Below are 20,902 nucleotides of genomic sequence, written 5' to 3' on the forward strand. Positions count from 1 at the left end.
ATTGTGCAATTTCGCAAGGAAAATCAATAAATCAGGTGATTATTCGGTGGGTGATAGCTTGTCAAGCCAGCGTTGATTGAAGACATTGAGCGGCAGTGCTTCGGCATAGAGATAGCCCTGACCAATGGTGATACCACGTGCCAGCAGCCAGTCACGTTGTTCGGCAGTTTCCACCCCTTCGGCAATAACATCCAGATGGATAATGTCCGCGATGGCGGCCACGATACGTACCATGGTGTCATCATCCGGCAGGACGGCGACAAAGCTGCGATCCATCTTTAACTTATTGACCGGCAACGCCTTAAACTGGTGCAGATAGTTGAGGTTGGAGTAGCCCATACCGAAATCATCCAGTGCCACAGCCACCCCGGTCTGCTGCAGCATGCGCAGCAACGCCATCGCCTGTTCAGCATCACCAATCTGCGCGGTTTCGGTAATTTCCAGCACAAAATTGCCCGGCGTAATACGATGACGCGCCAGCAACCCCTGCAAATGACTGACCACGCTGGGGTCGCGCAGTTGCACCGCCGAGATATTGACGCTGAGCGGGATATTAATGCCCTGCTTCTGCCACGCGGCGATAATGCGACAGGATTCTTCAAACACCCAGCGACCAATGGACGCAATCACGCCAATCTCCTCGGCGCTGGCGATAAACTCTTCCGACAACCCCCAACTGCCATCTGGCTGACGCATGCGCAACAGCGCTTCCGCTCCGGCCAGTTCCCCGGTCGCCATATTGATTTGCGGCTGCAGATACAGCGCAAATTCTTCATCCTGTAACCCCTGCAAAATGTCATGTTCCTGGGTTAAGCGTTTCTGCGCCCGCTCAGTCAGCGCCGGGTCGAAGAACAGGATCTGGTTTTTACCCTGATGGCGCGCCGACATCATCGCGGAAGTGGCACGATCAAGTTGTTCACTGGCGGAAATGGGTGTGTCGTCATGCAACGCGAGACCGATGCTGGCATTAGGCCGCAGCAGCAATTGTTGCAGATTGACCGGCTGGTTGATGCGCAACATCAGATTGCGCGCCAGTCGCATCGATCGGAAGGGATTGTGCGCGCGCTTCATCAGCAGCGCGAAGTCGCTGGGTCCGGTTTGTGCCAGCAGCGTATGGTCATCAATAGTGCTGCGGATTTTCTCCACCAGCGTCAGCATCAGGATGTCGCGCTGCTCATCGCTCAACACTCCGTTCGCGTCCTGCAAGGTTTCGATGCGGATCACCATCACCCCCCAGGGGTTATGACGATGAGGATGGCTGAGGTGCTGATCGAGCAGGGCCAGAAACAGCGCGCGATTCGGCAAATCAGTGACGGCAAAGTGCGTCGTCAGTCGGCTCATTTCATCGTGAATCGACTCCAGTACTTGCTGGTTGCGATTATAACTACGAATCAACATACCAATTTCGTCGTCGCGATGGTTGTTGGGCAGCGGCAACTTATGCGTCAGGATTGACTGCGGCGGCAGCTCCTGCAAATCACGCGAAATATTACGTAGCGGGTGCACCACCAGCCGGTTGATACACCAGCTGATGGATACCGACAAAATCAGTGCCAGCAGCAGATAGGTGGTGATCATCGTTGCCAGGGTGCTGAGGATGAACTGATACACCCGGGATGAATCAGCCTGTAATACCAGGTAGGCAATCGGCTTCGGCAGCCCAGTCCGTTCTACCGAATACAGTGGCAGCGTAATTTGTACTGGCAACTCAAACAAACGCGCCACCAGTCGTGGTATCGGCTTCTCCACCTCAAAATCCGCGTGCAGCGTCTGAAACGCATTGGGCAGCACCACATCGGCACGTGACAGAATGCCGGCGGGTTTCAGGGTATTAAGAATGCGTTCGGCCTGCGGAATATCGGCTTTTAACACCGCTTCGGACAGCGGCTGACGCACGGTATGCGCCACGTTCTCCATCTGCTGGGCGTAGTCAATCCTGCGCTGCTGCACAAAATGAAATAACTGGATGACGATAAAGATACAGATAGTAACCAACGCCACGGTGGAGACTGTGGCCATCTGCTTAATCGTTAAAGAACGACTGACGCGCAACAAAATCTCTCCTGGCAACTCTTAGCCGTGTTATCAGACAGGAAAATGCGCAGCAAGTATATCCCAGATCACGGTTTTTTTTCGCCGGGAGAAAGTCGCAAAATCGGCTGGCGAGGGGATAAAAGACATTATTCGGATTAATTAACGTACCGGCACAACAAGCGCGATAAATCGCGCTTGTTGTCGTTATATATTTATTGCGGGTATGCCACCCAATCGCCGCCATTGAGACGAATCCAGGGTTTGCCCTGATACATCATCACCACCGCATTATCGTTTTCCGATACCACCGGCGTTTGCGGCAGATTATCAGTCAGCGCTGACATATTCACATTCGGCGCATTAAATACCTGGCCATCCACTACGCGAGAAATAAGCTCCGAAAGCGCCAGCATGCTGGTAGGCGTATTGATGGTCAGGGGCTGGCCCTGATGCGGTGCTTTCATCCCCACAAAGCTGATCCCCACCGGCACATGGGTAATGGCTGGGCTGGGGATATCGCGCAAACCGGACATCTGCATCTTATCGCCCTGCAAGGCGGCACCGTGCTCCGGTACTACCAGCACCATCACGCGACGCCCGGATTTCTCCAGATTGGTCAGGAAGGTGTCGAGCTGGTCAAACAACACTTTGGCGCGCGGTTGCCAGGGTGCGGTACGGGGGCTGCCTAATTCACGCGTGCCATCATGCAGCGGGATCAGGTTATAGAAGGTGGCGCTGCGCGCATCGTTGCTCTTGCTGCGTTGATCCAGCCAGCGCTGCATCAGCTGACCATCATTAAACACCGTTGAGCCGTCAAACGAGGTCAGTTCCGGCGCGATACCATTTTGCGACATCAGCGGAGCCTGCATATCGCCATAATCACGCAGTTCTTGCAGATAGTTACCGAACACGCCGGTATGATCCATCATCAGTTCCTGTTTGAAACCGAGTTTTGCCAGGTTATCAAACAGGTAGCAGCGCTGATCGGTGGCTTTATACAGATTGCTGTGTGAGGTCTGTCCGCAACTGGCGCGCAGCAAACGAATTCCCGCCGGGCCGCTATAGCCGGTAGCCGAGTTGTAGTTATCCAGCATAATGTCGAAATGGTGCCACAGCGGATGATTGCGCAGCTGAGCCACATCCAGATCGGACCACGACAGCGAACAAATGTTGATCACCAGAATATCGAACGGCTGTGAGTCAGCAGGCAGGCTGTCCGGGAAATGGGTGACGCGCTGACGTTCGCTGTCGTAGAAACGATTGAGCCAGGCGGTAAGATTAGCACTGGTCGGCGGCGCAGATTGATCGAGCGCATCCGGGGTTTTACCGCCAGCAGCGGGTGGGTTATTCAGCACCACTTCTGGCGTGGCCGCTTTACCGGGCAGCAGATTGAAAGAGGGGCCGGCAATGTTGATCACGTTCAGCCAAATCAGCGCCACCGCCACCAGCACCGTGATGCGAATCCATTGGGCTACAAACAGATACAACACCAGCAGCACAAAAGCCGCGCCAATCATCTCCCAATTGATAAAGCGATCGAGCAGATCAAGCAGGTAAGCGGTGGAAAACCCCGCAACCTGATCGCCCTGGCTAAGAATCGAACTCAGACCCGGCAGCCAGGTATCGTGCCAGAACAGGCCAAAACCAATCGGTATCGACACCCAGTTGCGCAGCCGGTGCCAGCGCAGCGACGATAGCGGAAACAGCAGCCAGGCGAGAAACACCAGGTTGCTCAGCGCATGAAAGTTCAGGTAGCCATACCACAGCAGACCAAACTTAAGCAGAAAATAGAAATTCCAGCCGCCAAGTCCACGCCACCAGCCGCTTGCCAAAGATTTTTTATCACTCATTACGGTTTGGTATCCGTTTTCGTCGTATTCCGTTGCCAGACCCCTTCCGACTTGAGCGCACGAGCAGGCAGCAGGCGCATCAGCAGGCTATTGCTGCTGCGCGGCAGCCAGCGGGCCAACAGGGATTTAAGAAAGAGCAGAATTAATAACAGCAGGATGATGACCTGCACCCAGTCCATTAGTGTCATCAGCGCGGCGCTCCCTCAATATTCAGGCTAATCGGCTGGGGAACCTGCGCCGCGCGTGCATGGGGCGCAGAGGGGGACGGATCCGGGTTTACGGCCACCGGCACGGCAGGCAGATCATGCTGCGTCACCGGCGTCAGCTGCTGCATTTTGTGGACTTCCGACACAATCTGGTTGTCCTCAAACCACACCATACGGTTGCTGAACAACTCGTCATGGGGCAGCGAAAAAATAGATTTCAGCGCAATATCCAAATCGTTAAAGCGACAGGAAGAAAGAAACAGGTAAATACGATCCTCACGCTGTGTCACCAGGTCGCCAAAGCGACGTGGTTTGCACAGGGTCAGGACCTGTTCCGGCTTCAGCTGTGGCACCGGACGTAACGCCACCATCAAACCTTTATCGTTTTCCGGCAGTAGCGTATTTTTCATCAGTTTCTGCACCGCGCTGCAAAAACCCTCCAGCGGCAGATAACCGCGTTGCTGCAACGGCTGCAACGCCTGCATCAGCGCCGGGAGATCTGCCGGGACATGGCGTGTAAATTGCTGGCCCTGAATCCCTTCCAGTGTGGTGAGAAAACGCGACAGGGTTGCCGCTGTCGGCACAATGGCATTGATGCCGCACGCCAGCAGCAGGCGCTCATCGCTGTAGCGCAGGCTGGTATTCATCTCGCGCACCACAATTTTCAGTGCGTTACCGCGTGAACGACGCAAACTATGGACCATCTTCGCCAGCGCATTGATGTCGTGGTTATTGGCGAGGCTGAAGATCACCGTGGCCGCATTGGCCTGCTGCGCACGGGTATACACCCCATCATTATTGCTAAACAATCGCCACTGCGCGGACAGCGGTGGCGCACCTTCCAGCACGCTTTCCTCGGCGAGAAATTGATTCTCATCATTGAGGCTCAGCGGAATATTTTGTTCTGCCTCGCTGGCAGCAATAAACTGCTGGTCGATAAAACTGAGCCGGATAGCGCGGTCAGCTAACAAACGATCGGCGGAATACCACCAGTTAATTCGATATTGCCAGCTATCCTGTTCATACTCTAAATGCGCAACACCATCAATCTGACGAAAATAACGCTGCAAATGATTGCGCAGGTTAATTATTGATGTGCCGGAAGTTATTACCAGCAACGTCATTTGTTTTTCCATTAACAGACGACGCATACGTTTCAGCCAGATCGTCAACTCCTCTGACGATAATTTTTCCCACTGCGCGGTATTACTAAAAAACAGCAGCAGCCCGTTTTTTCTATTCAACACACGCGCAAAATCATTGACCAATTGTAACAGGCTGGATTTATTCGACGGCAGCGAAAATAACGGAATACGTGCCGGTCCGCTTTGCGGCTCCGGGGTCAGTAAGGCGCGGGGTTTCTCACCCGAGCTTATCAGGGTTACCGTCTGCTGGTGACTAACCACCTGACGCAGCAACGATCGCGCATCTTCTGGCCTTTGACAGGTTATCCAGTAAAGCCCTGGCGTTTGCAGCGTAATTAATTCCTGCTGAACCTGTTGCAGGCCGAGCGCATAGAGATTTTTCATATTTGATTCGCGATCTGTACAATCCAGGCTAGTTTATTATAGACGGCAGCGATTGGAACTGTTGAAATAAAAAATAAGCGCACTAACTCAAATCACATTGATCTGTGTAGGTGTTTAACGTTTTTGTCAACGCTAAACTTATCTCAAATAAATATAACCATTTTTCATCCGTTGTCGTTTTTCCGGTGGCAAAAAAGTAATGAAAACAGAAAATGCCTTTTCGCTGGTATCACTTACCAGTGGCGAGCAGGATGACATAAATGCCCTGAGTGAGGCCTTTTCTTTAAAGGCATTTCGCTACATTGATATTGCCCGCGCAGAGCGTCTGAATACCCTGGTATCATGCTGGCCGCTACTTCAGGAATTAACGGCCGCACAGGAGCCTGAACGCTAATGCCGGTCATTGCTCTCCAGGGGCTGCGCGGCGGCTGTGGTGCCACTGCGCTCTGCGCCGCGCTCGGCTGGGCGCTGAACGCATTGCAGGAATCGGTGCTGGTCATCGATCTTTCCCCTGCAAATCAACTGGCTACTCACTTTAATCTTCCCGTCACGGAACCGGCTGGCTGGGCACCCGCACTGCTCGCTAATCAACCGTGGCAACATCAGGCACAGCGTTACCTGCCAGGGCTGGATTTCCTGCCATTCGGCGCATTAACCCATCAGCAGGGGTTAAGCATTCGCACTGCCGGAGAGAAATTTGCTGAACCGTTGCTTAATGCTTTACCGCCACTGCAATCACAATACCGCTGGTTGATTATGGATATCGCGGCGGACGTGTCGCTCTGGCATCTGCCTTTTCTGCACGCCGCTGACCGGCTGGTGCAGGTATTGACCCCGGATGCCAACTGCCAGCTGCGTCTGCATCATCCACATTTTTTGCCGCACACCCTGTTTTTAATCAACCAGTTCAACGCCAACAGCAGACTTCAACAGGATCTGCATCAGCTGTGGATCAGTTCGCTGAACAACCTGATTCCCCAGGTGATCCATCGGGATGAGGCGCTGGCGGAAGCGCTGATGATGAAGCAGCCGGTGGGTGAATATCGCCCGCACGCCCTCGCCAGCGAAGAGATAAACACCCTGGCCAACTGGCTGCTGCTCAACGTACCGGGATCGGATAAATGAATCCGTTGCGTTGGTTGCTGGTGCCACAGGCGTGGCAGGCGCTGCAACAGCGCGCCCAATCAGCTCGCCAGCACGGTGCTAGCTGGCCGACCATCATTCTGCATCTGATGTGGTGTGTGCTGGCCTGGTCGCTGCTGCGCCTGGAAACGCCGGGCTGGCAGCGTATTCTGCAACAGCGTCAGCGTTACTATCCGCAGATTTCTCCACAGCGTCCGCGTCCACTCGATTTCCTGCGCTATCTGTTGCAAAGCCTGTGGCTGCTGCTGGTGCTGCCGCTGGATGACAACCCGCGCAGCGAACGTCAGCGCTTCAACGCGTTTCAGCCGCTGTTCCGCTGGCGTCAGCGGTTGTACCACTGGCTCGGCACGCTGCCGACACAGCTGGAACAGCACGGCCTCACCCGGAAAAGCGAACAGCGTCTGCAACGCTTACCGCCAAGGCTGCGTCAGTTGCTGTTTATCGTCGCCGCGATTGCCGCCAGCCTGCTGGCGTTGCTGTGTATTTCACAGCCATTCGGCATCATGACGCAGTTTGTTTTCGTGCTGTTGCTGTGGAGCCTGGCGATGCTGGTACGCCGCGTACCAGGACGACTATCGACCATCATGCTGATTGTGCTGTCGCTCACCGTCTCCTGTCGCTATCTGTGGTGGCGCTATACCGAAACCCTTAACTGGGATGATCCCCTCAGCCTGGCGTTCGGCCTGCTGCTGATTGGCGCAGAGACCTACTCCTGGACGGTACTGGTGCTGGGCTATTTTCAGACATTATGGCCGCTCAATCGCCAGCCGCTTTCCATGCCTGCGGATATTTCCAGCTGGCCGAGCGTCGATATCCTTGTGCCGACCTATAACGAGCCGCTTAGCGTGGTGAAACCGACCATCTATGCCGCCATGGGCATCGACTGGCCGCGGGATAAGCTGACTATCTATATTCTCGATGACGGTACGCGTGACGAGTTCCGCGAGTTTGCCGCCGCGGTCGGCGTGCAATACGTGGTACGCCCGACCCATGAACATGCCAAAGCGGGCAACATCAACCATGCGCTGAAAACCCGCTGTCGGGGCGACTACGTGGCGATATTTGACTGCGACCATGTGCCGACCCGTTCGTTTCTGCAACTCTCTATGGGCTGGTTCCTGCAAGATCACCAGCTGGCGATGTTGCAGACGCCGCACCACTTCTTCTCCCCCGACCCTTTTGAGCGCAACCTTGGACGCTTCCGTCAGACGCCGAATGAAGGTTCGCTGTTTTATGGTCTGGTGCAGGATGGCAACGATACCTGGGACGCAGCGTTTTTCTGCGGCTCCTGTGCAGTGCTGCGTCGTAGCGCGCTGGATGAGATTGGCGGCATCGCAGTGGAAACCGTCACCGAAGATGCGCACACCTCGCTGCGCCTGCACCGCCGCGGCTATACCTCGGCGTATATCCGCATCCCGCAGGCTGCCGGGCTGGCGACCGAAAGCCTGTCGGCGCATATCGGCCAGCGCATTCGCTGGGCGCGCGGCATGGTGCAGATTTTCCGTCTGGATAACCCGCTGTTCGGCAAAGGGTTAAAACTGGTGCAGCGCCTGTGTTACGCCAACGCCATGCTACATTTTCTTGCCGGTATTCCGCGGCTGATCTTTCTGCTGGCCCCACTGGCATTCCTGCTGTGCCACGCCTACATCATCTACGCTCCGGCGCTGGCGATTGCCATCTACGTGCTGCCGCATATGCTGCACACCAGTCTGACCAACTCGCGTATTCAGGGACGCTGGCGGCACTCATTCTGGAGTGAAGTGTATGAAACGGTGCTGGCCTGGTATATCGCCCGCCCCACCACGGTGGCGCTGTTTAATCCACACAAAGGTAAATTCAATGTCACCGCCAAGGGTGGTCTGGTGGAAAAACGCCATCTCGACTGGGTGATCACCAAACCCTACATGATTCTGGTGCTGCTGAATCTGGCGGGCATCGGGATGGCCTTCTGGCGCATGGCTTACGGTCCGTCCAACGAAATCCTCACCATCTGGGTCAGCCTGGTTTGGGTGATCTACAACATGGTCATCCTTGGCGGTGCGGTGGCGGTGTCGGTTGAAGCCCGGCAGATTCGCGAAGCCCATCGCGTCGAGATTGCCATGCCCGCCGCCATTGCGCGTGAAGATGGTCATATGGTGCCGTGCACGCTGCGTGACTACTCGGACGGTGGCGTCGGCGTAGAGCTACGCGAAGCGGATGCGTTGCAGGAAGAGGAGCCGGTATGGCTGCTGCTGCGTCGCGGTCAGCAGGAGTTCAGCTTCCCCTGCCAGGTGCAACGCGTATTCGGTCGCCGCGCCGGTATCCGCCTGCATCAACTCACCACCGAACAACACATTGAATTTATTCAATGTACCTTTGCCCGCGCCGATACCTGGGCGCTGTGGCAGGACGGATTCCCGGAAGACAAACCGGTGCAAAGCCTCGCCGACATTATGGTGCTGGGCTTTAAAGGCTATCTGCGTCTGGCGGAGTACGGGCCGCCGCAGCTGCGTCGTTTATTCAGCCTGCTCACCCGACTTCTGGGCTGGCTGGCATCACTGCTGCCGCAGGGTATTGGCCGCGTGAAAACAGAAAACACTCATTAAGTGATATGACCATGACGAGAAAACTGAGTTGGTTCACCGCCCTGCTGCTGGGCACCGCCACTGTGGCGCAGGCCGTACCGCAGCCCGCCGCCCCGGTTGCGCCCCAGGCCGCAGTTCAGACCGCGCTGCCGGTGGCAAATGACCTGCTGATGCCGAATGCGCCGCTGCGTGCCAGCCAGTTGCTGTTCAATCAGGTTGCGCCACCGCCGGGCAGCATGACGTTACGCGGCACGGTGCCAACCAGTCAGATTGAATTTGGCGTGCGCAGTGATGAAGTGGTGACACGCGCACTGCTGACCCTCAACTATCGTCCGTCACCAGCGTTAATCCCGACGCTGTCGCAGCTTAAGGTCTATCTCAACGATGAACTGGTCAGCCTGATCACCCTCACCGCCGATCAGCTCGGCAAAGAGAACCAGGCTCAGCTGGTGATTGATCCGCGCTTTATCGGCGACTTTAACCGCATACGACTGGAACTGGTCGGCCACTACGCCAACGTGTGCGAAAACCCGGCCAACAGCACCATCTGGCTGGATATCGGTAAAGAGAGCAAGCTCGACCTGACGCTGCAAAAGCTGCCGTTGAAAAACGATCTGTCGCATTTCCCGGAACCTTTCTTTGATAGCCGCGACAGCCGACCGTTGCAGCTGCCGATGGTGTTCCGCAGCGCACCAGACCTGCAACAACAGCGCGCCGCTGCCATCCTCGCCTCTTACTTTGGCAGCAAAGCGCAATGGCGCGGCCAGACCTTCCCGGTGCTGTATAACCAGCTGCCGAAGGAACAGCACGCAGTGGTGTTCGCCACCAACGACCAACGCCCCGATTTCCTGAAGGATATGCCACCGGTGGATAAACCCACGGTGACGATGGTCAGCCAGCCGGATAATCCGTATGAGAAAATGCTGCTGATCCTTGGCCGCGATGACAAAGATTTGCTGACGGCGGTGGAAGGGATTGCTCAGGGTGAACTGCTACTGCGCGGCGATAGCTCGACGGTGGATAACGTCAAACTGCTGGCACCGCGCCAGGCCTACGATGCGCCAAACTGGGTACGCACCGACCGTCGCACCACCTTTGGCGAACTGACGCAGTACCAGAACCAGCTCCAGGCAGACGGCCTGCAACCCAACCCGATCGCCCTGACGCTCAACCTGCCACCCGATCTGTTCCTGGTACGCGCGCGCGGTATCGATATGGACCTGATTTACCGCTACACCTCGCCGATTCAGCAGGATGGCTCGCGTCTGGCGGTTCATCTGAACAACCAGTTTATGCAGGATTACCCGCTGACGCCGAAAGACACCGCGGCGAAGCAGATGCTGCACATTCCGCTGATTCAGGGGTTGCAGGATAGCAGCCGCCAGCTGACCATCCCGGCGTTGCGCCTTGGCGTGGTTAACCAGCTGCGTTTCAACTTCGACTACGCCAACACCTTTATTGGCGGCACCGCCGATGGACGCTGCGAAACCGTCACCGCCGTTGACCATCATGTAGTGATTGACGATCACTCCAGCATCGATTTCTCCGGCTATCGTCATTACATCGAAATGCCGTCGCTGCGCGCCTGGGCCAACGCGGGCTTCCCGTACAGCCGCTACGCCGATTTGGCGCAGACGCTGGTACTGGTGCAGCCGAAACCGAACAACAGCGAAGTCACCACCCTGCTGAATGCGATTGGCAGCATCGGTGCGCAAACCGGTTATCCGGCGCTGCGCGTGCAGGTCAGCGATGACTGGAGCAAAGCGAAAAACACCGATGCCGATCTGCTGATGATCGGCAGCATCCCGGACGATCTCCAGGACGACCGCAAGATCAACGCTCTGGTCGCTGCCGCCCGCAGTTGGATCAATATGCCAACCCGCCAGGTCAGCGCACCGAATATTCGCGCCTCCGCCGCTGACCGCGCTGTCGAAAGCCAGACCACCATCAGCTCACGCGGGCCAATGGGGGTGATTGTCGGCTTCCAGTCTCCGTTCTTTGATCAGCGCAGCGTAGTGGCGCTGCTGGCCGACAGCCCGCGCGGCTGGGATCTGCTCAACAACGCGATGCAGGACAGCGGCAAACGCGCCGCCATTTTTGGTGCCGCCTCGATCATCCGTGAATCAGGCGTTTACAGCCTGCGCGTCGGCGATACCTACTACGTCGGCCACCTGCCATGGTGGGAGCGTCTGTGGAACATGCTGGCGACCCATCCGGTGTGGCTGGCAGTGTGCGCGACCCTGGTTGTGCTGCTGTTTGCGCTGATGACATGGCGTCTGATGCGTATGGTGAGTCGCCGTCGTCTGGCTGAAGACGAAGACGATGAATAAAGCACGCGCGTTGCGGGTCAGCTTGCTGCTGGGCAGCACGCTAGGCATGCTGGCAGGTGCGGTCGCCGCCCCGGCTGGCCCGCAGGTGTCGCCGGTCGAATGGCTGCTGATGCAGATTCGCACCGGTGAATCGACCAACAAGTACGATCTGGTACAGCAGTCGCTGTACCGGCTGGAAAAAATCGACCCTGATAATCCCCAGGTGCTGGCGGCGCAGATCCGTATGGCGCTGCGTCAGGGAGATCAAACCAAAGCCAGGCAGTTGCTGGATGAACTGAAACGTGTGGCACCACAATCCGCTGCCGCCCGGGAATCCGCAGCCGGTCTGGCGTTGACCACAAGCGTTGGCCGCCAGCAGCTGCAACAGGCACGACTGCTGGCGGCTGCGGGCCGCCTCCCTGAAGCCAAAGCTGCCTGGGACACGCTATTTCACGGCGTCTTCCCGGATGTCACCACCGAGCTGGAGTACTGGCAACTGGTGGCGCGTCTGCCCGGCCAGCAGATGACGGCGTACCGTCAGTTGCAGGCGCTGGAGCAGCGTTACCCCGGCAATATTGGCGTGGAACTGCAACTGGCGCGCATGGCGTTTGATAACAATCAGCCGGGTGACGCGCTGACGCAACTGCGCAGCCTCGCCAAACGCGATGGTGGCCGTGATGCCGCCTCCGAGCTTTGGCTGCAACAGATTCAGAATCAGCCGGTCAGCGATCGCAGCGTCGCCAGTCTGCAACAATATCTCAGCATTTTTACCTCCGGCGATGCGCAACAGCGCGGACAGCAGGAGCTGGCACGGCAGCAAAAACTGCTGGCCGATCCGGCGTACCGCCAGCGCATGCGTGGGCTGGCGCTGGTCGATGCTGGCGGTGGCGCAGGGGCGATTGCCTCATTGAGCGCAGCGCTGAAAGCCACACCTGACGATGCCGAACTGATGGGCGCGATGGGCCAGGCCCAGGCGCGCGCCAATAACCGTGCCGCCGCCATTAGCTGGCTGGAAAAAGCGATCAAAAACGGCCAGTCCAGTACTCAGGTGGGCAAATGGCAATCGTTGCTGCAAACCAACCGTTACTGGCTGGCGATCAACAACGGGGATAACGCCCTGAAGAAAGGCGATATCGCCGGGGCGGAACGTCAATATCGCTACGCCCAGGCCATCGACAGTCGCGACAGCTGGGCGTTGATTGGCCTGGGCGATGTGGCGCAGGCACGCCACAACAGCGCGCAGGCGGAACAATACTGGCAGCAGGCGCAGCGAATGGATCGCAGCAACAGCACGGCGCAACGCCGTCTGACGGCGCTGCGCCGTGACCGCCTGCTCGCCGAAGCGGATGCGCTGGCACAACAGGGCCAGTGGCATCAGGCGGTGGTGAAGTATCGCCAGGCAGCGCTGGTGATTCCTGACGACATCTGGTTGTCGTACCGGCTGGCGGGGGCACTGCGCAACAGCGGGGAAGCCGCCCAGGGCCGCGCAGTCATCGACAATATGGTGCACCAGCATCCGCAGGACCCCGGCGCTGCCTACGCGCAGGCACTGTGGCTGTCCTCCGGTGATGAGGATGACGCCGCGCTGGCGGCGCTCAACCGTCTGCCGCAGGCGCGCTGGGATGACAATATGCGTGGGCTGGCTGAGCGCCTTCATCAGCAGAAAGTCCTCGCCCGCGCCGACCGGGCGCTGGAGCGCGGCGATGCGCGCAGTGCGCTGGCGGCTTATCAGCAGGTGCTGCAACAGGATGCACACAACAATGACGCCGCGCTGGGACGTATCGAAGCCTTGCTGGCACTGCATCGCCCACAGGAAGCACGCCAGGCGTTGCAGCAATTACCGGCCAGCGTGGCGCAGGAAAGCCTCAACAGCGGCCGTCGCGTGGCGCTTGCCTGGCAGAACAGCGGCGACAGCGAGCGAGCGCAGCAGCTGTTTAGCGAGCTGAAAAACCGTGCGGCCAACGAAGCACCGTCGCAGGGGAAAGCACTGGTGTATCGCGATGCCGCACGGCTGGAAACGCAGCGGCAACAGCCCGCCCAGGCGCAGCAGGACTATCGCCAGGCGATGGCCGCCAGCGGTATCAGCGACGTCGTCCCCACAGATAATGACAGCTACACCCGGTTAACCCGTAACCAGCCGGATGATGACTGGCTGAAGCGCGGTATCCGCAGCGATGCCGCCGATCTTTATCGTCAGCAGGACACCACCTTCACGCTGGAGCAGGATTACTCACGCGATAAAGGCAGCGGCGGACGCTCAGACTTCACCGCCCACACCACCATGATGCAGGCGGAAACGCCGCTTGCTGATGGTCGTAGCTTTGTACGCGTCGATCATGTGCTGGTTTCGGCCGGCACCTTTGCGACGGAGAACGGCAGCCACAACGACCGTTTCGGCAGCTGTAACGATGACAACTCTGGCGGCTGTCGCCGTGATTTTACTCAGCGTGCCGAAGGCACCGCGCTGGGTATTGGCTGGCATAACGATCGCTGGTCAGCCGACGTGGGCACCACCCCGCTCGGCTTTGAGGTGACCAACTGGGTTGGCGGCCTGAGCTGGAAAACCGATGTCGATGATATCGGCGTGACACTGACGGCTTCACGTCGTCCGATTGCCAGTTCGCTGCTGGCATATGCCGGTGCGCGCGATCCGGCCACCAACGGCGGCAAAACCTGGGGCGGCGTGGTCGCCACCGGCGGTTCGCTCGGTCTGAGTTACGATCAGGGCGGCGCACACGGGGTATGGGCCGATCTCAGTGCGCATCAGCTCACCGGTGAAAACGTCGCGGATAACACCCGTGAACGTTTGATGGCCGGTTATTACTACAAGCTGATTAACGAGGACAATCGCCGCGCCACGGTTGGCCTGAACACGATGCTGTGGCACTACCAGAAGGATTTAAGTGATTACACCTTTGGTCAGGGTGGTTACTACAGCCCACAGCAATATTTGTCGTTCTCGGTGCCGGTCACCTGGCGTCAGCGCACCGAAAACTGGTCATTTGATTTGGGCGGATCGCTGTCGTGGTCGCATTCGCAGACCGACGCGCAGCAACGTTACCCGGTCAATCCAGGCTTTGTATTGGCATCGAACCCGATGTCGGACAGCAGCTCCGGCAGCGGTGTGGGTTATACCTTGCAGGCGATTGTGGAACGCCGATTAACGCCGCATTGGTTTGTTGGCGTGGCGATGGATATTCAGCAGGCGAAGGATTACACCCCGAGTCATGGGTTGCTGTATGTGCGGTATTCGATGGCGGGCTGGAACGGGGATATGGATATGCCGCCACAGCCGTTGATCCCCTACGCGGATTTTAAGTAGCGATGCAGTAGTCTGGCTCCGCAGGGGCTTCGTCCGCCAGCAGCGGTTTAGCTCCGCAGGGGTTCCGCCCGCCAGGCTTTAGGCAGTTTCAGGGCCGCCTGTGCAGGCGGACGGGCAAAGGTCCGAGGGCGCGGACCTTTGCAATCCGCGCCCTGCGGCGTCCTCGCGCAGCGCTATGCGCTGTTCCCTCGCTTATCACTCAGGCCTGACGGACCGCGCGGATTCGCCATCCATGGCTCATGCCGCCCTCTCGCCGCATCCATGCGGCTCGTCCTGGCCTTCCCTCTGCACTCGGCGCTGCGAATGCCGCCAACACCCCCGCCTGCAAGACCATCGAATAAAAACAAACAGCAAAAGAAAAACCAAAGACCGGCATGGCTGGGGCAGCGGGGGTGTGAGCGCCATCCGAACTCGCTGAGCGCGGGAACGATTCCAGGGTGAGCCGCATGGATGCGGCGAAAGGCGGCGTTGAGCAGGAGCGAATCGACGCCGGTCCGTCGGAAGCGTGAGTAAGCGAAGGGACCGCGAAGCGGCGAGGCAGGCGGCGCAGGGCCGGGGAATGCAAAGGGGGAGGCCATTCCCCCTTTGCTCGGTCGCCGCACCAGCGAACTGAAACTACTTCAGCCTATAGCGAACGAAACTATCTCGATCCGAAAACAACCCCTACCCGTCAGCGCCTTTCCTGATAGGCCATCCAGACCAGCAGTTGCAAACTTGCCGAAAAGTAATTCTGATCCGCAGCCAGCCGGTCGCTAAGATACCCGGTTTCACTCAGGGTTAAATCACGAATCGCCAGCAAACCGCCATCAAGGTTATAAGGCGCAGGCGTGTTCGCCAGCACATCAAACCACGCTGGCGTGGTTAAGCGACCATAGCCCTGCCAGACGCGCTGAAACGGCACCAGATGCAGGCTCTGCGGATCGTACCACCAGATATTGAGCGGGATACGAATCGCGTCATAGCTAAAGCGATTGGAATACCCCACCGCCGGCGCCACCGAACCATCAGCATTCAGCGCCACCCAGTCGAGCGGCAAACCGCTTTTGCCAAAGTGCATATCTCCCAGCAAATCCATGCCATCGTCAATCAACTGATTCCACACGCGCAGATGACTGTGCTCGGCAAACTCACGCCAGGCGGGGAACAGGAAATAGGAGGGATTGAGCACGATAAAGCTGGTTTTATTGAAACCCTGCGCGCCCGGCAACATCACGGTATGCCCGGCATAGGTCATCACGTTATCCTTCACGATCGCGCGCTGAATGCGGTCCGAGGCCTGCTGATAATTGCCGCCCCATTTCTGCGCCGCACGCTGCAATGCCCAGGCAATCAACACATCGCCATCGGAGGCATTATTTTTATCGGCAACCGGATCGGCAGCACCCGGCGTGTAACGCCAGTAAAACAGATCGTTTTGCGGATTGTGCAGATGGCGCTGCGTCCACTGCCACAGCTTATCAAAGGTGGCGCGATCGTCATTCGCCACCGCCAGCAACATGCCGTAGCCCTGGCCTTCGGTATGGCTGACATTGTTGTTGGCCGTATCGATGATGCGGCCATCACTGCTCATAAAGCGACTCTTGAAGGTACTCCAGCCATTTGCGGCCGCCTGGGCGCTAAAAAACATCACCATCAAACACAGCATCCATTGACGCCAGAACGGCTTAACTCTCATCTCAGCATCCTATTGATATCGGTAGTGCAGCGTGCCGCCATCAAGTTTTTCCAGGGTAACCGGAACGGCTGCGCTGCCACCCTGCGCCTGCAACCATTGGGCATAGACACCCGCCAGTACCGCGCTAAAGGCCAGCTGCCAGCGTTCCGCGTCCACCAGGCTGTCACCCACCGGTAACGCATGGTGCTGAATCAGAATGGCGTTTTCTATCGGTTGTAACTGGGCAAAACCCCAGCTAAAACGCGCCAGCTGCAAATTGATTTCACGCTCCAGATCCTGCACGGTGCGCGCCTCCGGCAAAGGATAGCGCGCAGCCAGTGATTCGCCCACCTGGTTCAGGAAACCTTCGGCTTCCTCACCGGCATTATCCAGCATGCCTTCAACCATCACGCTAACCAGATCAAACCAGCCCGGCTGATGCGGATGGCTGACACGCGCTGCCAATTGCTCACTCATTAGTTGTCTCCGAACATGTAACGGAAGTACAGATTCGCGGTGGTCTCGTTGTAATCGCCGAAGGTGTCATAACCTAACTGACCACCCACGGTGAGATCTCTATTGATCTTATAATCCGCACCGGCGTGCAGGTTATAACCAATACCATTCTTGCTGTCGCCATCGTAGTAAGCGCTCTTGACGTCGCCCGCATCCGCCAGTGCCTGCAGCTCTGCCTGCAATGTCGGATCGTTCGGGAAGTAGGCGCTCCGGTCCTGGCTGTAGGACTGGTAACCAATCGAGCCACCAATATTCACCTTCAGGTCGTCAAACTTACGCGAGAAGTCGATAGGGAATGAGATCGACGCGTAGTTCTGCGGGCTGAAGTAACCGCCCTGACCATAGCTGAAGTAGCTGAGGTTTTTCGAGAAATCCATCCACGACAGACTCATCCCCACTTTCAGTTCGCGGTCATCGTAGTGGAACGGACGCACATAAGCACCCGCTGTGGCCTGCACGCTGTTGTTGCTGGCGACGTTCTCACCCAGATAGCTGTAAGCACCGCCGCCAACATAAAAACCAGCGTCGCCGTTGTCGTAGCTCAGCAGAGCGTTGCCGCCGTTCTTCGTCACCTGACCCCATTTCTTACCGGTGGCGGTATCTTCTGCCCCCACGTACGACAGCAGGCTATCGGTCACCGCACGACGTTCACCGGTCAGGATCAGCGTCAGGAAATCTGTCAGTTTCGGCGACCATTGCACGCCACCGACCATCGTGCTCAGATCCTGGCCGAGCGGCGTACTGCCAAGGTCAATTTTATAGCTGTCGCCTTTCAGTGCCAGACTCAGCTCAACCCCGTTGCCTTTCTGCGAATTGGTCGAGGAGGACGGTACATCGGTAACTTCGGCATCACCCGCCGCTACCACCGCGCCCTGAATCAGCGAGTTAGTACCGAAGCGACGCCATGCATCGCCTGCCGCACTGCCCGCCGACAGAGAAATTGGCGTCATGGTGAAGTCGAAACGTGAATCGCCGAACGGCACGGTGGAGAAGGTCAGCGGTGCTTTGGCTTCGGTCAGCTTACTCAGACCCGATTCGCCATCACGCCCACGAACCTGCACGGCACCCTGCGTCCAGGTACCGGTTTTCTCCTGCAAATCGTCCATCATGTCGTCGATCTGGCGCAGCGTGCGGCTCTGCTGCACCGCCGGAGTATTGCTGGCCAGCGTCACGCCACTGGCGCTGCTGGTCGCATCCGGGGCGGATTGCCACGGCATCACCGCGCCATAGCTGGACGGGGTGCGTCCCACCGGTGAAGTGCTGCGGTTGATAAACGGGTTGTCGGCCAGCGCCAGACCCCCCACGGTCGGCACGCTGCCGGATTGCGCACCCTGCAAGCCAATCAGCTGGCCGCGTGCGCTACGCAGATAGCTCATCGCCTGACTATGCTCGCCGTTGGCTTCCGCCACCCGCGCCAGCAGCAGCAGGCGATCCGGTGTCTGCTCATTACGCAGGCCACGCGCCAGGGTATTGGCGCGCTGCACGTCGTTCTGCGCCAGCGCCACGTTGATGGCCCCTTCGCGCGCATCCTGAGTCGGGGTGTCCTGAGTCATCAGGTAGTCATACACCACGCCCGCTTCTTTATTCATCTTGCCGGACTGATAAAGACGCGCCATCGCAAACATCAGGTCGCGGTTCTGCGGATCATGTTGCAGCGCACCCACCAGCTTGTCATAGGCGGCAGCGTACTGTTTCTGCTCGCGCAGGCGATCCACTTCGTTGATAACGTAGCCGTTACGAATACCGGCCAGCTGGGTTGGCGTACTGCGCGCCTGCAATTCCGGGCTGCTGAGGAAGCTCTGCGCTTCGGTAGTCAGGCCGGCCTGATTGAGTACCGCCACCTGAGCGGCATAATCACCGGCGTTGCCCTGCACGCCACGCTGCATATTACTGCGCACCACTGAAACTGCGGTGGTGAGGTCTCCGGCTTTCGCCAGTTTCTGCGCCAGGTTCCCCGCATCCACCGGGTTAGCAGGCGGACTGGACGCCAGCGCGCGCAGAGTATTGGCGGCGGCGGCATTGGAACCCTGCGCCAGATACTGATCGGCGGTGTTCATTTGCAGGTTGAAGTTGACGCGTTGCGCCAGCTCACGCATATCGCTGCTTTTGCTGCTGTTGGGAATACGCGACAGCAACAGGCTGGCCTGCTGCCAGGCACCGCTTTCGCTGGCATTCAAAGCACCGGCGTAAAGCTCATTGGTGCTGGCACCGGTGCGCATCGCTGGCTGCATAATATTTGCCGCCATCATGCTGTCGCCCTGCCCACGATAGATGCGCGCTAAGTCGAGACGCAGCCAGCCATCGTCAGGGAAACGCGCAATACCCTGTTGCAGGGTGGCAATCGCCGCCGCGTTGTTGCCTGCTGCCAGTTCCCGCTTCGCCTGCTGACGGATCGGGTCGGTGCTGCTGCCGCGCGGTGCCACGCTCTGACGCACGCTTTCCGGCAACGATCCCAGCAGGGTGTTGGCCTCTGCGCTGCGGTTCTGCTGGCGCAGCACGTAGAACAACCCTTCTTTGGCGTTACGGTTATCCGGGTCACCTTGCAGGATCGAACGGTAAGTCTGCTCTGCCTGTGGCAGTTGATTGGTACGACGCAGCACATCCGCACGGAACAATTTGGCCGAGGTGCCCTGCTCGCCAGCGGCCTGAGTCAGCGGTTCGCTGAGTGCCAACGCCTGAGCGCTGTCGCCATTTTTCAGCGCCTGCTGTGCGGTCGCCAGTTGCGCGTAGAAGCGCGCATCGGAGGCCTGTTTCTGGCGCGTTGCACTCTGATCGCCACCCAGCTGCGCTGCGCGCGTCAGGTAATCGGCGGCCTCGGAATAACGTCCGGCACGCTGCGCCACGTAGCCCATACCGGCCAGCGCATCGGCATCCTGCGGGTTCGCCTGCAACACTTTTTCGAAGTTGTTCTGGGCGCTGCTAACATCACCGCTGTTGAGGGCGGTAAAGCCTGCGCCTTTCTCGGCACCGCCGACATTTTTACGGTAGTAATCCATCACCGCGTTGTCCTGCGGGTGACGTTGCTGCCAGGTCTGATACAGCGAGGCATCGGATGCCTGCGGCCCCAGCCATAGCAACGCCTGGCGCAGCGAACGGTCGGCGTCTTTGTTGCCATCCGCCATACTTGCCAGCACATCGATCCCTTCGCGACGGGTGGATTCCTGATACGTCATCGCCTTGCCCAGCGCCAGTCTGGCCCCGGTATCCTGCGGATGCGCGGCAGCGAACTGACGCAGCGCTTCAACCGCCTGCGGCAGCAGCGTACGGTCACCGGCCATGGTCAGATAATATTCGGCTGCTACGCTCGGCGGCGGCTCGTTGCCGCTGAAGGTGTTGCGCCAGGTCTGTAACGCGGCGGCGATATTGCCGCTGCGCGCCTGCTGACGCGCCAGGGACAGCTGCGACTGCGGAATACTTTGCAGCTGACGCGCGTTGTCCAGCTCGGTGAGATGGCTATCGTTCGGTGACACCTGGCTCAGGCGCGCGCGCCATTGTGAAGCCGCCACGTTATCACCGCTTTGTTGTGCGTAAAGCGCCAGCAGATACAGTGCCTGGGTGTTATTCGGTTCCACCATCAGCACTTTCTGCAGCGAAGCCTGCGCCAGGTCGTCATGCGCTTTCTGATGCCAGTAAGCCGCCTGATCAAACAGCGCCTGTAGCGCAGGGTTAGTACTCTCGGCCGCCAGCAGCGGCTGAGAGAGTGTCAGTGCCCCGCCCAGAATCAGGGCGTGGCGAATACCGGCGCTAATCAGATGTTTTTTCATTGTTTTTATCC

The 20,902-nt window shown here is 58.2% G+C and carries 12 protein-coding genes; 5 read left to right on the forward strand and 7 right to left on the reverse strand.

Annotated features, from left to right (window positions below):
• Nucleotides 1–39: 39 nt before the first annotated feature.
• The 4 genes from hmsP to bcsE form a co-directional block, all read right to left on the reverse strand.
• Nucleotides 40–2,052, reverse strand: a complete 2,013-nt coding sequence (gene hmsP, locus RCF31_RS12220; RefSeq protein WP_416413252.1) for a biofilm formation regulator HmsP — start codon at nucleotides 2,050–2,052, stop codon at nucleotides 40–42.
• A gap of 194 nt (nucleotides 2,053–2,246) precedes the next feature.
• Nucleotides 2,247–3,884 (reverse strand): cellulose biosynthesis protein BcsG, encoded by a 1,638-nt coding sequence (bcsG, locus tag RCF31_RS12225; protein WP_299455452.1) that lies wholly within the window; start codon nucleotides 3,882–3,884, stop codon nucleotides 2,247–2,249.
• Nucleotides 3,884–4,072: a cellulose biosynthesis protein BcsF gene (bcsF, locus tag RCF31_RS12230; protein ID WP_084871687.1), complete on the reverse strand. Its 189-nt coding sequence runs from the start codon at nucleotides 4,070–4,072 to the stop codon at nucleotides 3,884–3,886. Before bcsF ends, bcsG begins: the two co-directional genes overlap by 1 nt.
• On the reverse strand, nucleotides 4,072–5,619 hold the full coding sequence (gene bcsE, locus RCF31_RS12235) for a cellulose biosynthesis protein BcsE (protein ID WP_416410691.1): 1,548 nt from the start codon (nucleotides 5,617–5,619) through the stop codon (nucleotides 4,072–4,074). Before bcsE ends, bcsF begins: the two co-directional genes overlap by 1 nt.
• 199 nt (nucleotides 5,620–5,818) lie before the next feature.
• Between bcsE and bcsR the strand changes: the two genes are divergently transcribed.
• The 5 genes from bcsR to bcsC are packed head-to-tail and all read left to right on the forward strand — an operon-like array spanning nucleotide 5,819 to nucleotide 14,957.
• On the forward strand, nucleotides 5,819–6,013 hold the full coding sequence (bcsR, locus tag RCF31_RS12240) for a cellulose biosynthesis protein BcsR (protein WP_416410693.1): 195 nt from the start codon (nucleotides 5,819–5,821) through the stop codon (nucleotides 6,011–6,013).
• Entirely contained in the window at nucleotides 6,013–6,744 is a 732-nt protein-coding gene (bcsQ, locus tag RCF31_RS12245; protein ID WP_416410695.1) for a cellulose biosynthesis protein BcsQ, read from the forward strand. Before bcsR ends, bcsQ begins: the two co-directional genes overlap by 1 nt.
• The gene (bcsA, locus tag RCF31_RS12250; RefSeq protein WP_416410697.1) at nucleotides 6,741–9,347 is read left to right on the forward strand and encodes a UDP-forming cellulose synthase catalytic subunit; all 2,607 of its coding nucleotides are present in this window, start codon (nucleotides 6,741–6,743) and stop codon (nucleotides 9,345–9,347) included. The genes bcsQ and bcsA overlap by 4 nt, the downstream gene beginning before the upstream one ends.
• Before the next feature lie 11 nt (nucleotides 9,348–9,358).
• The gene (gene bcsB / locus RCF31_RS12255; RefSeq protein ID WP_416410699.1) at nucleotides 9,359–11,656 is read left to right on the forward strand and encodes a cellulose biosynthesis cyclic di-GMP-binding regulatory protein BcsB; all 2,298 of its coding nucleotides are present in this window, start codon (nucleotides 9,359–9,361) and stop codon (nucleotides 11,654–11,656) included.
• Nucleotides 11,649–14,957 carry a cellulose synthase complex outer membrane protein BcsC gene (bcsC, locus tag RCF31_RS12260; RefSeq protein WP_416410701.1) on the forward strand — a complete coding sequence of 1,103 codons (3,309 nt, stop codon included), beginning with the start codon at nucleotides 11,649–11,651 and terminating at the stop codon, nucleotides 14,955–14,957. Before bcsB ends, bcsC begins: the two co-directional genes overlap by 8 nt.
• A 670-nt stretch (nucleotides 14,958–15,627) precedes the next feature.
• Here the strand turns inward: bcsC and RCF31_RS12265 are convergent.
• Genes RCF31_RS12265 through RCF31_RS12275 form a run of 3 tightly spaced genes read right to left on the reverse strand, consistent with a single transcriptional unit; the run spans nucleotide 15,628 to nucleotide 20,891 of the window.
• Nucleotides 15,628–16,632, reverse strand: coding sequence for a glycosyl hydrolase family 8 (locus RCF31_RS12265; protein WP_416410703.1), 1,005 nt, complete (start codon nucleotides 16,630–16,632; stop codon nucleotides 15,628–15,630).
• Nucleotides 16,633–16,641: 9 nt separating this feature from the next.
• The gene (gene bcsD / locus RCF31_RS12270) at nucleotides 16,642–17,088 is read right to left on the reverse strand and encodes a cellulose biosynthesis protein BcsD (RefSeq protein WP_299455468.1); all 447 of its coding nucleotides are present in this window, start codon (nucleotides 17,086–17,088) and stop codon (nucleotides 16,642–16,644) included.
• Nucleotides 17,088–20,891: a cellulose synthase subunit BcsC-related outer membrane protein gene (locus RCF31_RS12275; protein WP_416410706.1), complete on the reverse strand. Its 3,804-nt coding sequence runs from the start codon at nucleotides 20,889–20,891 to the stop codon at nucleotides 17,088–17,090. The genes bcsD and RCF31_RS12275 overlap by 1 nt, the downstream gene beginning before the upstream one ends.
• Between the last annotated feature and the right edge of the window lie 11 nt (nucleotides 20,892–20,902).

Source organism: Pantoea sp. App145, from assembly GCF_047947045.1.
GTDB lineage: Bacteria > Pseudomonadota > Gammaproteobacteria > Enterobacterales > Enterobacteriaceae > Pantoea.